Below are 14936 nucleotides of genomic sequence, written 5' to 3'. Positions count from 1 at the left end.
GTCATAAAGAGGATAAGCACATGGAAGCGCCTTATCAAAAGTCTTGGTTTAAGAAAGGACAAGCGAGTCAGAAACAAGAACGCTCGTCTCGCTTTTCTAAGCATGATCAAGCAAGCAAACTGAACCAACTTTTAGAAGACCATTCACTAGACCTGGACGTGAACCACAAAGGTTTTGTCTCGATTGTCGGAGCAGGGCCGCACGATCCTGACTTGTTAACGGTAAAGGCTGTGAAAGCGATTATGTCGGCAGAGGTGTTGCTTTACGACCGTTTGGTTAACAAAGATATTTTGGAGTTGGCTTCGCCACAAGCTGATTGGATTTACGTGGGCAAAAGATGCGGACAACCCAGTATTGGTCAGGAAGAAATTTGTGACTTGATGGTGTCGCTCGCTCAGCAAGGAAAGCGAGTTGTGCGCTTAAAAGGGGGAGATCCTTTCGTATTTGGCCGTGGAGGCGAAGAGGCGTTAGCGCTCGTCAAAAACTCAGTCGCGTACGAAGTCATCCCCGGTATTACTGCTGCGATTGGATGTTCAGCAAACAGCTTGATTCCGCTGACTCATCGTGGCGTTGCTCGCAGCGTTACCTTTGTTACTGGGCAAGTGGTAACAGGCGCATTTGAAGCGTGGAACCAACTGATGCAAAGCGGACAAACGTTAGTTTTCTATATGGGGTTAGAAAAGTCATCGCAAATACAAACGGGTTTATTAGGCTCCGGTTTGAGAGCAGATTTCCCTGTCGCGATCATCACTCATGGTTGCAGCCCTCAACAACAAGTGCACGTTACACAACTCAATCAGCTCAATGATTTATCGATTACACTTAAAGGCGTGAGCCCAGCATTGATTGTGATGGGAGAAGTTGTCAAACTGCGCGAACAACTAATAGAAACCGTACAGTCAGTGACGGAATACGAGGGAATATGAGCAGCATTTTGGAATGTATCAGAACAGTCGGTCGTGGCGAACGTGGTAGAAAACCACTGAACTTTGACCAAGCGTTTCGAGTTATGGATGAATATCTAAACGGTGAGTGCGACGACGATCAGATGGCGATGTTATTGATGCTGATCCGTGTACAGAACGAAACTCAACAAGAAATCGCTGGCTTTGTGAAAGCATTCCAATCCCGCATGCCTGCTATTGGTGCAGACATTGACTGGCCATGTTATGCGGGCAAACGTGAAGCGGCAGGTCAACCGTGGCACCTGTTGGCAGCGAAGATCCTCGCGGATAATGGCCATAAAGTGCTGATGCACGGCTATCATGACCGTCAATCTGGTCGTTTGCATGCCGAAGATTACCTCGACAAGTTTGCTATCAAGAAAGCGGAATCAGCCGAAGACGCAAAACGGGTCTTAGAAACACAAAACATCGTGTATCTGCCGCTGAGTTCGTTTGCACCCCAAGCAGAAACCATGATCGGTTGGAAGAATCGTTATGGGCTTAGAACGCCGATTAATACCGTGGTTCGAGCATTGAATCCGGGGCAGGCGACGGTTGGTATTCGTGGTAGCTTTCATCCCGGGTTCCAACAACTTCATGCTGAAGTCGAATTCGAGATTGGCAAAACCGCTCATGCCGTTGTGTCATTCAAAGGACAATCGGGTGAGTCAGAATACAACCCGAAAGTAAGTCAAACCGTATGGTTAAGCCAAACAAGCGGCGTGACATCGCACTACTGGACGGAGCAAATGCTGTCTGAGGTGCCAATGCCTGCGAACTGCCCGTTTGGGACGTCAGAAGATGACATGAACCAAATGGCAAATACGGTTCTTGCCACCATGACAGTGGTGCTATTTGCACAAATGCATGACAGGGAAAAAGCATTCGAACGAGCTTTCTCTTACTGGCAAGCCTATTGCGGCCAGCAATAAGATACTATTGTCAATTAATGTAAAACCAACGACGCAAAGTTGTTGAATCTGAATCCATTATCTATTGTTTGAAGAAGGTAAAAGATCCTAGCTCGCCAATGATGTGTTTCACCACCTTGCTCCGTATCAGAGTGGTGAAACCGCAGTTTTAGCCTCAATCGCGTTCGTTCTTAGCTTCGCGTTTGAGAATGAGAAAATCCCATATGGTAAGACACAGAGGACATGGATAATGGTTCTAAAGCATACCACTCCTAGTGAAAAGGCTTCTCATCCGATCCCGCAAGAAGCCTTCGATTGGTACGACGAATACGCCCACGGAAAAATCTCGCGCCGTGAGTTTCTAAATAGGCTGGGTGGCCTTGCTGTGCTTGGCTTTAGCATGACAGCACTGGTCGACGCGCTAACCCCGAATTATGCACTCGCAGAGCAAGTTTCATTTAACGATCCTGACATCAAAGCAACTTACGAAACCTTTCCATCTCCAAATGGGCATGGAGAAGGGCGTGGTTATTTGGTGATGCCACAGAAGAAGACCTTGAAATCGCCGACCGTGTTGGTGATTCATGAAAACCGAGGTCTGAACCCTTATATCAAAGATGTCGCAAGACGACTTGCAAAAGATGGCTTTATTGCTTTCGCTCCAGACGCGCTTTATCCACTCGGCGGCTATCCGGGGAACGACGATGAGGGGCGCGCCATGCAGAAAGATATGGACAGAGCCAAGATAGAACAAGACTTTATTGCAGCGACTAACTTCCTTAAGCAATACGAGGGTGGTAACGGTAAATTGGGCGCGGTTGGATTCTGCTTCGGTGGATACATTGTCAACATGCTTGCCGCGGTAATGCCAGAAGAACTCGATGCAGGTGTGCCATTCTATGGAACACCAGCGGCGCAAGAGATCCAAAAGCAAGTCAAAGGACCGTTGATGATTCACTTTGCAGGGCTCGATAAGCGTGTTAACGACACATGGCCTGCTTATGAGCAGCAATTGATCGCAACCGACGCACAGTATCAAGCGTTAATGTATGAGAATGTCAACCACGGCTTCCATAACGACTCAACAGCACGCTACGCACCGGAAGAAGCGGCGCTCGCGTGGGAACGCACACTCGGCTTCTTCAAAGAACATCTCGCCTCTAGTTAAAACGCTTCAACTTTAGTTGGCACATTCCTTGTTACGTCTCTCTTAGTGAGTGAGATATAAACAAGGAATGTGCATGACTCAATCAGCGTCAAAAACACCCATCATAGTATGCTGTGATAGCCTCCAAGAGCAGGCTCGATTGTCCGGCTTATTGAGCAAAGATTACGACAACATCATGGGTTGCCAATTGGCACAACTAGAAACGTTAATGCAACGAGAACCGTCAGCAAGCGTTGTGGTTGGATGGCAGCAACCAACCGCGGAACTGCGTTTGATCGTCGATTTCTGCCGCAGAAAATCGGCACCACTTCTTATCGTCTTAAAGCAATTATCATCCAATGATATCAATCGTTTATCAGAAAAAATGGACTATGTTCTTATGCCGCACGATAGTGAGTTTGCACTTCAACCTTGGATTGAACATGCGACATTAGTGAGAGCGAAATTCGAAAGTATGCAATCGGAAATTGAATCGCTGACCCATAAGATTGAAGAGCGCAAGCTGGTGGAAAAAGCCAAAGGTCTGCTGATGAAGATGCACAGCGTTGATGAAGAACAGGCTTATAAAGCACTTAGAAATTCAGCCATGCAATCGAGCCAAACGCTCGCACAAGTTGCCAAGAATTTGATAACTACTTTGGAGGTGCTTGATTAGTTGCTCTACCACTTTGGGGTTAGAGTGCGTTTTCTAACGTGGTGCGTGTTGCACTATCAGCAAGCAATAACAGGGAATAACAAACGGCAAGATATACTAACTTATTGTATTTAATGTGAAAAATAAGTTGGCACAGTAATTGGATTAGTAGAATTGGGTTTATTGTTGAATCGCTTATCTCAATTATCAACGGCGGTAATTGTAGACTTAGCAACGGCGCTACTGCTCTTCGGAGTAGTGGCGCTTTTTTTATGGGAGCAAACCAATGAAATGGAGTTCGATGCTGAAAGTGTCAGCAATTTCGTTATCGGTATTCACCACGGTCAGCGTAAAGGCAGAGTTGGGTGAGCCAGAAATTGAAGACCTGAAGTTTGGTTTTATTAAGTTAACCGATATGGCACCGCTGGCGGTTGCTTATGAGAAAGGCTTTTTTGAAGACGAAGGCTTGTACGTCACTTTAGAAGCGCAAGCAAACTGGAAGGTGCTTTTAGACCGAGTCATCGACGGTGAGCTTGCTGGCGCGCACATGCTTGCTGGTCAGCCATTGGGCGCGACGATTGGTGTCGGCACAAAAGCAGAAGTGATTACCGCGTTCAGTATGGATTTGAACGGCAACGCAATCACGGTTTCCAATGATACTTGGGAGCAGATGAAGCAATACATTCCAAAACAACCAGATGGCAAACCTGTTCACCCAATCAAAGCGGATGCACTGAAGCCTGTGGTCGACAGCTATCTGGATAAAGGCAAACCGTTCAACATGGGCATGGTGTTCCCGGTATCGACGCACAACTATGAGTTGCGATATTGGTTAGCGGCAGGCGGGATTCATCCAGGCTTTTACGCACCAGAATCAGGCGATAACAGTGGCCAGTTGGATGCTGACGTTCTTTTGAGTGTTACACCGCCACCACAAATGCCAGCCACAATGGAAGCGGGCACAATCAAAGGCTACTGCGTTGGCGAACCATGGAACCAACAAGCTGTGTTCAAGGGCATTGGTACACCAGTCGTGACCGATTACGAGATCTGGAAGAACAACCCAGAGAAAGTATTTGGTGTTTCTAAAGCTTGGGCTGAGAAGTATCCAAACACGCACATTCGCGTAGTGAAAGCCTTGATTCGAGCGGCACATTGGTTAGATGAAAACGACAATGCCAACCGCCAAGAGGCAGTGAAGATGCTATCAAAAAGCGAATACGTCGGAGCCGATGCCGAAGTTATCGCCAACTCAATGACGGGCACATTTGAATATGAGAAAGGCGACAAACGAGACGTGCCAGACTTCAACGTGTTCTTCCGTCATAACGCCACGTATCCGTATTACAGCGATGCGATTTGGTATCTGACTCAAATGCGCCGTTGGGGACAAATCTCAAGCGAGAAATCCGATGATTGGTACATGGATGTGGCGAAAGAGGTTTACCGTCCAGATATCTACCAACAAGCAGCTCAAGCGCTAATTGAAGATGGTGTGTTGAGCAAAAAAGACTTCCCAGATTTTAGTGCTGAAGATGGTTTCCGTGCGCCACAAACACACTTTATCGACAACATCGTTTATGACGGTCGCGAGCCAAATAAATATCTAGAGAAGTTCTCTATCGGGCTTAAAGGAAAAGACAAGGTTTAACCATAACGATAAACGCCACAGGCGAGGGAATTCGCTTGTGGCAACAAGGATGTAAATTTCTTAGGAGTGAGTATGTCTAGTAATGTCATTTCCCTGTTTCCTGCTAAGCAGGTAGTGAACCGAAGTCGGCTGGTGCTTTTGCCCGTCATTGGCTTGCTGATCTTTTTGGCAATGTGGCACTTAGCAGCGAGAGAAGTGCAAACTTCATTAGGTACGCTACCGGGACCTGTGCAAACTTTTCAGCAGTTCAGCAACCTTGTCGATGACCATTGGCAAGAGCGAGAAAAGGAACAAGCGTTTATCGAACGTCAGGAAAAACGTAATGCTGCGAAGTTAGCCAAGAATCCGGACGCGGAAGTGAAGATTCGTCCCTACACAGGTAAACCGACGTTCTTCGACCAAATCATAACAAGCTTAGTGACCGTAACTGCGGGCTTTTTGCTGGCGACGGTTATCGCGATTCCGCTTGGCATCGTGCTTGGTCTTAATCAAGGGCTGTATCAAGCGTTCAACCCAATCATTCAATTGCTCAAGCCCGTATCACCTTTAGCTTGGCTACCCATCGTTACCATGGTTGTAAGTGCCACTTATGTGAGTGATGACCCGATGTTTGCTAAGTCGTTCATTAACTCTCTGATCACAGTAGCGCTATGTAGCTTGTGGCCGACGCTGATTAACACTGCTGTGGGTGTAACAAGCGTTGATAAAGACTTAATCAACGTGAGCAAAGTGCTTCAACTTTCGTGGTGGCAGCACATTCGCACTATCGTTTTACCTTCTGCCATTCCAATGATCTTCACAGGTTTACGTCTCTCTTTAGGTATCGCTTGGATGGTGTTGATTGCGGCAGAAATGCTCGCTCAGAACCCGGGGTTAGGCAAGTTCGTTTGGGATGAATTCCAGAACGGCAGCTCGGCATCATTGGGGCGCATCATGGTGGCAGTCATCACCATTGGTTTTATCGGTTTGATGCTCGATAGAGGCATGCTGCAACTTCAAAAGTGGCTGTCTTGGAATAAACAACAAGCGCTGAGATAAGGGAAAAGATCATGGAAAAAGCATTATTAGATCTAACGCGTTTAGGGATGCGATTCCCAACGCCAGATGGCGAGTTCATCGCGTTAAAGAACGTCGATTTACAAATCAATAAAGGTGAGTTTGTATCCCTGATTGGCCACTCTGGCTGCGGTAAATCAACGGTATTGAACTTAGTTGCGGGTCTGCACATGCCAACAGACGGCGGCGTAATAGTCGATGGACGAGAAGTAGCTGGACCGGGACCTGACCGCGCAGTGGTGTTCCAAAACCATTCATTATTGCCTTGGTTAACCGTGTATCAAAACGTTGAGCTAGCTGTAAAACAAATTGCCGGCAAAAAGGGCAAAGCGTGGATTCAGGAACAAGTGAATCACTACTTGGAGTTGATTCAAATGCAGCATGCCGCGCACAAAAAGCCGGATGAAATCTCGGGCGGTATGAAGCAGCGAGTCGGCATTGCGAGAGCATTGGCACTTCAACCAAAGGTTTTGCTGATGGATGAACCATTTGGCGCGTTGGATGCGTTAACTCGTGCGCACTTACAGGATGCACTGATGAAGATTCAAGCCGAGCTAAACAATACTGTCATCATGATTACCCACGATGTGGATGAAGCCGTGCTGCTATCCGACAAAATCGTGATGATGACTAACGGTCCGGCAGCGACCATTGGTGAAGTGTTGGAAGTGAATCTACCGCGTCCTCGCGAGCGTGTCGCACTGGCAGATGATGCGCAGTATCAGAAGTGTCGACAAGCGGTGCTGAAGTTCCTTTACGAGAAGCAATCCAAAGTCGAGATTCCTGCTTCGAAAGAAGACAAACCCAAAACCGCAGCGCAAACGGCATAAGGAGGCAGCGATGAACAGTCCTTTAACGATTCCAGTAAAGAACGCATTGAGCCACATCGTTGTGGTAGGCAACGGTATGGTCGGGCAACACCTCGTCGAGCAATTAGTGCAGAAAAACGCGCATTTGGAGCACCGAATTACCGTGATTGGTGCAGAGCGTTTTATCGCGTATGACCGTGTACAGTTGTCCTCTTTGTTTGCGGGTAAGTCTCATGATGATCTGATGCTGAGTAACCAAGAATGGTACGACATGCATGGCATCCAACTCGTACTTGGCAGCCAAGTAACAGGCATCGACAGAGAGCAAAAGCGCATTCTGCTTGATGGTGAAGATGTGCTGGGTTACGACCAACTTGTGCTCGCTACTGGTTCGTACCCATTTGTGCCTCCAATTGAAGGTAAAGACCGAGACAACGTGTTTGTCTACCGCACACTTGATGACCTTTCACAAATCAAAAAAGCATGTGAAGGCGCAAGAACGGGCGCAGTGATTGGCGGCGGCTTGTTGGGTTTAGAAGCGGCAAACGCACTCAAACTATTGGGGTTAGAAACTCACGTCATTGAGTTTGCGCCTCGCCTGATGCCCGTGCAATTAGATGATGGTGCAGGCTTGGTGCTAAAAGAGAAGATTGAAGCGCTAGGGCTAACCGTTCACACCTCAACGGGTACGGAGCGAATCTGCGATGGTGAAACGGCTAAGCATCGTATGGTGTTTAAAGACAAAGATCCTCTCGAAGTGGATGTGATTGTCTTTTCCGCAGGCATTCGCCCTCAAGATGAGTTGGCAAGATTGGCCGAGCTAGAAGTCGGTGAGCGAGGCGGCATTGTGATAAATAACCAATGCCAAACCAGCGATGAGAACATATACGCGATTGGCGAATGTGCCCTTTGGGAGCAGAAGATCTTTGGTTTAGTCGCACCCGGTTACACCATGGCGAGAACCACTGCCGATGTCTTGACTGGGATGCCAAGCGAAGGTTTTAAAGGTGCAGACATGAGCACCAAACTCAAGCTGCTTGGGGTGGATGTGGCGTCTATCGGCGATGCACAAATGCAAACCGAAGGCGCACAGGAAATGGTCTTGCAAGATGCGGTTGCAGGCATCTACAAAAAGCTGGTGGTTGATGCGAGCGGCACCCAATTACTTGGTGCGATTCTCGTTGGTGACAACAGTGACTACGATGCGCTTTTGCAGTGTTATTTGAACAAAACGGTCCTGCCAGACCACGCGGCGAACCTGCTGTTTGATACCGGAATGCTGGACGGAGAGATGCCAGACAGCGCCATCATCTGTTCTTGTCACAACGTCACAAAAGGCGACTTAGTTGCCGAGATTCAAGCTGGCACCACCAACCTTACGGACCTTAAAGCGAACACCAAAGCCGGTACTGGCTGTGGTGGCTGTAGCAATATGGTGAAGTCGGTATTGGATACTCAATTGGCAACCATGGGGGTAGAGGTTAACAATCACCTTTGTGAGCACTTTGAGCTTAGTCGCCAAGAGATGTTCCATATTTGCCAAGTGGGACAAATCAAAGACTTCGACACCTTAATTGCACTGTATGGCAAAGGGCATGGGTGTGATATCTGTAAGCCAACGGCGGCATCTGTGTTCGCTTCTTTGTGGAATGAACACATCATGGAGCCTCAACATCAATCTCTGCAAGATTCTAATGATGCCTTTATGGCAAACCTGCAAAAAGACGGCTCTTACTCGATTGTACCTCGTGTTCCGGGCGGCGAAATCACACCAGACAAACTTATCGTGCTAGGCGAAGTTGCTCAGCAATACGATCTATACACCAAGATCACTGGCGGTCAGCGCGTGGATTTATTTGGCGCGCAGTTAGAACAACTCCCAGAAATCTGGCAAACCTTAATCGATGCTGGTTTTGAAACAGGGCACGCCTACGGCAAATCGGTGCGCACCGTGAAATCTTGCGTCGGTTCTACGTGGTGTCGCTATGGTGTTGATGACTCGGTCGGATTAGCCATTGAGTTAGAGAACCGATACAAAGGATTGCGAGCGCCCCATAAGCTTAAGTTTGCCGTATCGGGCTGTACTCGCGAGTGTGCAGAAGCGCAAAGTAAAGACATTGGGGTGATCGCCACTGAAAACGGCTGGAATCTATACGTTTGCGGGAATGGCGGTATGAGACCAAGACATGCGGATTTGTTTGCATCCGACTTATCCAAATCAGAGTTGATCACCATGATCGACCGGGTTTTGATGTTCTACGTCAGCACCGCTGACCGCTTGCAGCGCACGTCGGTGTGGATGGAGAACATGGAAGGGGGCTTAGATTACCTTAAACAAGTGATTTTGGATGACTCTCTGAATCTATGTGATTCTTTGGATGAACAAATGGCACGAGTCGTAGATACTTATCAATGTGAGTGGAAGAGTACGCTGGATAATCCTCAGAAATTGCAACGCTTCCGTCCTTTCTTGAACAGCACGTCGGGCAGCAAAGTCTTGCCGTACCAACGTGTGCGCGGTCAGCGTATTCCGGTGAAACAGGAGGTGTAAATGGCAGCTTTAACCAAAGTGAAATTGTGTCAGCTTGATGACTTAATGCCGTTTATCGGTGCCACTGTATTGATTGAAGGTGAGCATGTCGCGTTGTTCTACATTCCTGATAGCGGTGTTTATGCCGTTCAAGATTGGGACCCAATTGGTAAGGCTTATGTGATGAGTCGAGGGATTGTCGGTGATATCGATGGTGAGATGTGTGTTGCATCACCACTGTATAAACAGCACTTCAGTTTAAAGAGCGGGCAGTGTTTGGAAGACGAAGCGCACGGTCTAAAAACGTGGCAAGTAACGGTCGACGATAATCAGGTTTGTCATATAGTCGAAGAATGATCCTAGAAATTTGCCTGCTCGATATGAGTAAATTCTTAGCGTAAGAGACAAGCGAATAAAGCTCCAGAGACAGCACAGTATGGCTCTGGAGCTTTTTGCTATTTGGAAGAATTCACTTGTAGTTCGGTATAGCCAGTCGAGTCGTCCATCGCTCTAGTGAACTCAAGTTCTGAGTATGAATGGATGATCAATTCTGCGGTAGTATCAATCACTGTGTCTTCCAGCAAATGCCCACCCCAAACTCGTCCTTCACGATCAGACACCGAGATATGAACGTGTTGATGTTCAGGCGTTAGTGTTCCCATCACAGAGACGATTTCAAATGGCTCTTGTTTGGTTAACGTACTCTCTGCACCTGCCAAACGAAGGTTGAGGTCAGAGATACAGCCAACGCATGAGGCAATCGAGCCTGCTTTGATACCATGCTGCTCGACCAATTTCGCTAGGCTCAGCTTTAAGTCCATGCCTTTGGTAAGACGTACTGCTATCACTTCAATCGACATGTCACTTCCTAATCAAAACCAGCAAGCAGGAAAGCGCCGTATCCAAGTCGGCATAACGTTTAGCCTTGCCAAGTACGCGCATGCCTTGCATGTTGTTGAGAACAAAACGAGCAAGCTCTTGTGGTTTCAGCGTTTTCGGCACTAAGGTTTCTTTCTGCGCATTGGTCAGCGCATCCGCAATGATGTCGATAAGATGGTCAAACAAAAAATGCCCTTTACGCAGTACATCATCGTCTTCACCAGCGTGCTCAATCAACGCATTTTGGATAAAACACCCACAGTTGCGTTTGCGTTGCAGCTCAGCAAAAGATTTAAGGAACGATTCCAACTCAGGTAAAGACGCATCGTCTTTTTCCAAATCATTCAGTGACGGTAGCGAGACCTTTTTTAAGTAAGTATCGAGCGCTTCGTAGTAGAGCTGTTGCTTGTCACCATAGGTGTTGTAAAGACTGAAGCGGTTGATGTTTAACTCGTCGGTGAGATCCGAGATCGACGTGTTCGCAAAGCCCTTGCGCCAAAACACATCCATAGCCACGAGAAGCTTTTCATCTCGGTCGAAGTTGGCTTTTCTTGCCATAAATTACCTGCCTGGGTCTGCTTATCGGGTAATTAAATTGCTTTGGAGGGATGGTACAGAGAACCTCTAGCGTTCGAACTGAACCAATATGATGAATACCCATCTATTCTTGGGTATCAGCCTCCAAATTCATGTGAACTCACAAACGGCATCAAAAATCTCGCTCAGCAAACAGACCCACAACTGTTTGAAAATTTTTGATAGTGAAGTTCTTGACTGATCGTTTATAAACTGGCTACAGTATATCCTAACCAATCGGTTAGAAAAAGATAAAAGGATGTGAAATGAAGCTCTATGAAACCGCAATGACTCCAAGTTGTAAGCGAGTTAGCATTTTTCTGAAGGAAATCGGTGGCGAGGTTGAGCGAATTGCGCTGAACGTTCGTGAGGGCGATAACCTATCTGAACCGTTTAAATCGAAAAGCGTGAACGGCAAAGTGCCTCTGCTGGAACTGGATGATGGTACGACGATCTGTGAAAGCGTGGCGATTTGTCGCTACCTAGATGAAGCGTTTGAAAATGATCTGGCGCTGTTTGGTGCTAACCAGCTCGAACGTGCTCAGGTGGAAATGTGGCATCGTGTGGTGGAGTTCCAAGGACTAAATGCGGCATTTCAGGCGTTTCGAAACATGACCGGAGTTTATGGAGACAGAGAACGTTGCGTTGAAGCATGGGGCGAAGAATCAAAACAACGCGTCTACGAATTTCTGCCTGTCTTAGACAAGCGCCTTGAACATAATGATTTTATCGCCGTAGACCATTTTACTATCGTCGATATAACAGGCTTTATTTTGATCAGTTTCGCAATTAAAGGCCTAGAAATTGATGTGCTATCGACGTCGCCAAGCATTGCTCGATGGTATAACCAAATTTTAGCTAGACCTGCATTTCAGAGTTAATGTATTGCAGCGAGTGGATGATAGCTCGCTGCTACCACCTTACAGATTCTTAACTCAGCAGGATATTCAAATTTTTTCAGATTTTTCTTATTTTTTCTCCTATCGCCTATAATTGGAAAAACAACCTCAATTTGCTTCGTTGCGTTTTAGAGCCTCGAGCTCTTGGTCCGTAGACGCTCTCTTTCATCATGGAAAGTCTAATAATAGACAAGGAGAGGTCATGAGTATTCAAGTGAAAACTATCAATAATATTCTAATCGCCCTGTTAATGGTTTCGGTTTTTGGTCTATTCGCACTGTACCTCAATTACATACAGCAGAATGAACAGATTGAAAGGCTGCAAAGTCAGTTAATCGAAAAAGAGCATCAGATACTAATTTCTAATGAAGCGTTGTCTTACACTCGATATCAACACCAATTATTAGCCGAAGACTACAGCCGTTTTAGAAATGAGCAGTCAGTGACTAGTGTTTTGCGTTAGCCAGTAAAGCAACCGAATTAAGGAGGAAGATGAAACCCATTCTTTTGGTCGATGATAGTAAAACAGTACTGCTTTACATCAGCAGTGCATTGGAAAAGCAGGGCTATGAAGTGGTTGCAGTTGAAGACGGAAGAGCGGCGCTTGAGGTGCTAACCCACCGCCCTGATATTCAGTTTGTGCTGAGTGATTTAATGATGCCTGGAATTAATGGTATTGAATTGTGTCGCCAATTAAAATCTAAAGTTAGCGAACGTTACATTTTCTTTGTTCTACTGTCTTCTAGAAATGACCAAGGTTCGATCGTGAAAGGCATTGATGCTGGCGCAGATGATTTCGTAGATAAGAAGACGTCTGTAGAGGAACTTCAGGCCAGAATCCGTGCGGGGTTTCGTACTTTAGAACTGCACAACAAACTCGTTGAGAGAAATAAAGAGCTAGATGCGGCCTATCAAACAATTCACCAAGACCTACAGTCTGCTAGTCATCTGATGGAGCAACTACTCCCTGCTGAATCAACTATTCAGAATGTAAATTTTAGCTATGTCTACAAACCATGCTCCCAGATTGGTGGTGATATGTTGGGGTATTTGGAGCTCGATGAACGACATGTTGCGTTTTATGTATTTGATGTTTCTGGTCATGGTATTTCTTCAGCTTTGATGGCTTTTTCTATTCAACAGACACTATCTCAAAGTCAGGGGCCTGATTCGATCACGATGGAGTTGAGAGATGACTGCTATTGCGTAAGTGAGCCAGCATCTGTGATTGAACGGCTAAATCGGCGTTATCAGCAAACTAGAAACAGTCAACTTTACTTTACTATGGCTTACGCCATTCTTAACACAAAATCAGGGCGACTTAGCTATTGCACGGCTGGCCACCCCAGGATCTTAGTTTGGCGAGCGAGTACGAACACGATGGAACAGATAGGTGACGATAACTTTATCGTTGGTGCAATGCAGCCGATAGAATATAGCGGTAACCAAATTAGTCTAGATGAGGGCGATGCATTGTGGCTTTATTCGGATGGTTTGATTGAAGCGAGGCAGGGTGAGGAGATGTTTTCACTACAACGATTGGCATCGAGTATAAAAGCTGTTTGCACGCTGCCAGTTGAAGATCAAGTGGGAGACGTCTTTAAAAAAGTACAATCTTGGCACAACGAAGATGAGTTTGATGATGATGCCAGCCTTTTACAGGTAAAATGGCATGGTGAGAGGCTCGATTTTAAGGAAAAGAATGTCAAAGAGCGAATTTAAACGAACTTACGGGAGCTCCCTTACTCACTCACGAAGTGCGAGCAAAGACGTTGTTCGGTTTTTGATGGGTCATCAAATCCCCTTAAATGCAATTCAATCATTGGAGCTTTGTGTCGTTGAGCTCATGAATAACGCTTATATTCATTCTTACAGTGAAATAGAAGGCCTGCCAATTGAAGTGGAGTGTAGGGTTGGGGATGACCAAGTGTCCGGTTTCGTGGAACTGAGAGTCTCTGATTGCGGAGCGCCGATCAATGAGAAGACGTTCATCCAACATAAAAATAAACAGATTGAGGCACCTAACTTAATGGATGACGATAGTTGGTCCTCCTCTGGTCGCGGACTGATGTTAGTCGCTCAATTATCTGACCTGTTTAAATTGGAAAAAGGTTTCGAAAACAATACGTTTGTTGTAGTGAAAAGGAATTGGGAGAGAAACTAACAACCAAGCAAAGTCGATTTGCTTCACTTGGTCCCTAGCGTTAATCTGACGGTTGCGTTGTATATCATTGTTATTTTGTATTCGTTGTTGGTGCTGGTGATAGTAACGCCTCCAACTCTTCTGGTGTTAGAATATCACTGATGTTTAACATATTATTTTCATCATCTAGCGCCATCTTTGTACGGCTAAGTAAGTACCTTTTTTGAGTTGGTGTTAGGTCTTTGAGAGACTCAATCAACTCCCTGAAATTGCTATTATTCATTGCCATATTTCCCCCAGTTAAGCCTTGAATTTCTTTATTGCATATTCTTCAAGTAAGCGAAGATTTGTTGATTAATTGCAGCTAGCTCTTCAGTAACTATAGCTATATCTGAGCTATCTGGCGCTGTATCGTTTCTGGTTTTTTCTTCTATTCTTTGAAACGCAATGACCGCGGTGTCTTCTCCGAAACTCTCTAGAATGCCCTTTAAACTATGCGCTAATAGATAGAGTTCTGACCAACATCTGCTTGTATATAGCTCATCTATACGCTCTATATCATTCGTGTGATCTTCAAGGTATGTAGAAAAAACAGTGACGATCAGATCTACGTCGTTATCCATGTATGTATTGAGAACATCAAAATTAATCATGTATACCCCTATTAAACGTTGCGGTAGAGGAATGTTTCGGATAATGAAGGCTTAGCCGAAGGTATGAATGGCATAACCAGTAT

17 protein-coding genes are annotated in these 14936 nt (G+C 46.1%); 13 read left to right on the top strand and 4 right to left on the bottom strand.

The genetic code is table 11. The features are described from left to right. The first annotated feature begins 20 nt into the window (after positions 1-20). From cobA to nirD, 9 genes are all read left to right on the top strand, one after another. Positions 21-926, top strand: a complete 906-nt coding sequence (cobA, locus tag R7Q11_RS06305; protein WP_132936407.1) for a uroporphyrinogen-III C-methyltransferase — start codon at positions 21-23, stop codon at positions 924-926. Next, entirely contained in the window at positions 923-1876 is a 954-nt protein-coding gene (locus tag R7Q11_RS06300) for a glycosyl transferase family protein (protein ID WP_132936408.1), read from the top strand. The genes cobA and R7Q11_RS06300 overlap by 4 nt, the downstream gene beginning before the upstream one ends. 229 nt (positions 1877-2105) lie before the next feature. Then, positions 2106-3023 (top strand): dienelactone hydrolase family protein, encoded by a 918-nt coding sequence (locus tag R7Q11_RS06295; protein WP_225466291.1) that lies wholly within the window; start codon positions 2106-2108, stop codon positions 3021-3023. Between the two features lie 73 nt (positions 3024-3096). Then, on the top strand, positions 3097-3678 hold the full coding sequence (locus tag R7Q11_RS06290) for an ANTAR domain-containing response regulator (RefSeq protein WP_225466290.1): 582 nt from the start codon (positions 3097-3099) through the stop codon (positions 3676-3678). 265 nt (positions 3679-3943) lie between these two features. Next, positions 3944-5308, top strand: coding sequence for a CmpA/NrtA family ABC transporter substrate-binding protein (locus R7Q11_RS06285; protein ID WP_005387573.1), 1365 nt, complete (start codon positions 3944-3946; stop codon positions 5306-5308). Between the two features lie 72 nt (positions 5309-5380). After that, positions 5381-6346, top strand: coding sequence for an ABC transporter permease (locus R7Q11_RS06280; RefSeq protein WP_005375889.1), 966 nt, complete (start codon positions 5381-5383; stop codon positions 6344-6346). 11 nt (positions 6347-6357) lie between these two features. Continuing rightward, positions 6358-7194: an ABC transporter ATP-binding protein gene (locus R7Q11_RS06275; RefSeq protein WP_005450080.1), complete on the top strand. Its 837-nt coding sequence runs from the start codon at positions 6358-6360 to the stop codon at positions 7192-7194. 10 nt (positions 7195-7204) lie between these two features. Next, positions 7205-9724 carry a nitrite reductase large subunit NirB gene (gene nirB, locus R7Q11_RS06270; RefSeq protein WP_225466289.1) on the top strand — a complete coding sequence of 840 codons (2520 nt, stop codon included), beginning with the start codon at positions 7205-7207 and terminating at the stop codon, positions 9722-9724. Next, entirely contained in the window at positions 9725-10060 is a 336-nt protein-coding gene (gene nirD / locus R7Q11_RS06265) for a nitrite reductase small subunit NirD (RefSeq protein ID WP_042602886.1), read from the top strand. 98 nt (positions 10061-10158) lie between these two features. On the opposite strand, the gene R7Q11_RS06260 is transcribed toward nirD, so the two are convergent. Both R7Q11_RS06260 and R7Q11_RS06255 read right to left on the bottom strand, forming a co-directional pair. Then, a complete protein-coding gene (locus R7Q11_RS06260) occupies positions 10159-10563 on the bottom strand; it encodes a PPC domain-containing DNA-binding protein (RefSeq protein WP_225466288.1) in 405 nt (134 codons plus the stop codon). Position 10564: 1 nt separating this feature from the next. Beyond that, a complete protein-coding gene (locus R7Q11_RS06255) occupies positions 10565-11140 on the bottom strand; it encodes a TetR/AcrR family transcriptional regulator (RefSeq protein WP_225466287.1) in 576 nt (191 codons plus the stop codon). 284 nt (positions 11141-11424) lie between these two features. Here R7Q11_RS06255 and R7Q11_RS06250 point away from each other — a divergent pair, with 284 nt between their 5' ends. The 4 genes from R7Q11_RS06250 to R7Q11_RS06235 all read left to right on the top strand — a co-directional run bounded on the left by R7Q11_RS06250 (position 11425) and on the right by R7Q11_RS06235 (position 14221). Continuing rightward, on the top strand, positions 11425-12039 hold the full coding sequence (locus R7Q11_RS06250) for a glutathione S-transferase family protein (RefSeq protein ID WP_053349944.1): 615 nt from the start codon (positions 11425-11427) through the stop codon (positions 12037-12039). A gap of 220 nt (positions 12040-12259) precedes the next feature. Then, the gene (locus tag R7Q11_RS06245; RefSeq protein WP_053303685.1) at positions 12260-12520 is read left to right on the top strand and encodes a hypothetical protein; all 261 of its coding nucleotides are present in this window, start codon (positions 12260-12262) and stop codon (positions 12518-12520) included. Positions 12521-12549: 29 nt separating this feature from the next. Then, complete coding sequence (locus tag R7Q11_RS06240; RefSeq protein ID WP_225466286.1) at positions 12550-13779, top strand: PP2C family protein-serine/threonine phosphatase; 1230 nt, start codon at positions 12550-12552, stop codon at positions 13777-13779. After that, complete coding sequence (locus R7Q11_RS06235; protein ID WP_005375914.1) at positions 13760-14221, top strand: ATP-binding protein; 462 nt, start codon at positions 13760-13762, stop codon at positions 14219-14221. The genes R7Q11_RS06240 and R7Q11_RS06235 overlap by 20 nt, the downstream gene beginning before the upstream one ends. Positions 14222-14291: 70 nt before the next feature. Here the strand turns inward: R7Q11_RS06235 and R7Q11_RS06230 are convergent, their stop codons facing one another. Together R7Q11_RS06230 and R7Q11_RS06225 are read right to left on the bottom strand one after the other, a co-directional pair. After that, a complete protein-coding gene (locus tag R7Q11_RS06230) occupies positions 14292-14483 on the bottom strand; it encodes a hypothetical protein (RefSeq protein ID WP_005375916.1) in 192 nt (63 codons plus the stop codon). A 34-nt stretch (positions 14484-14517) separates the two neighbouring features. Then, a complete protein-coding gene (locus R7Q11_RS06225; protein WP_005375918.1) occupies positions 14518-14853 on the bottom strand; it encodes an Hpt domain-containing protein in 336 nt (111 codons plus the stop codon). Between the last annotated feature and the right edge of the window lie 83 nt (positions 14854-14936).

The organism is Vibrio sp. 970, assembly GCF_033339075.1.
The sequence above is the reverse complement of the archived record's forward strand: the minus strand, read 5'-3'. Positions and strand labels throughout refer to the sequence as shown.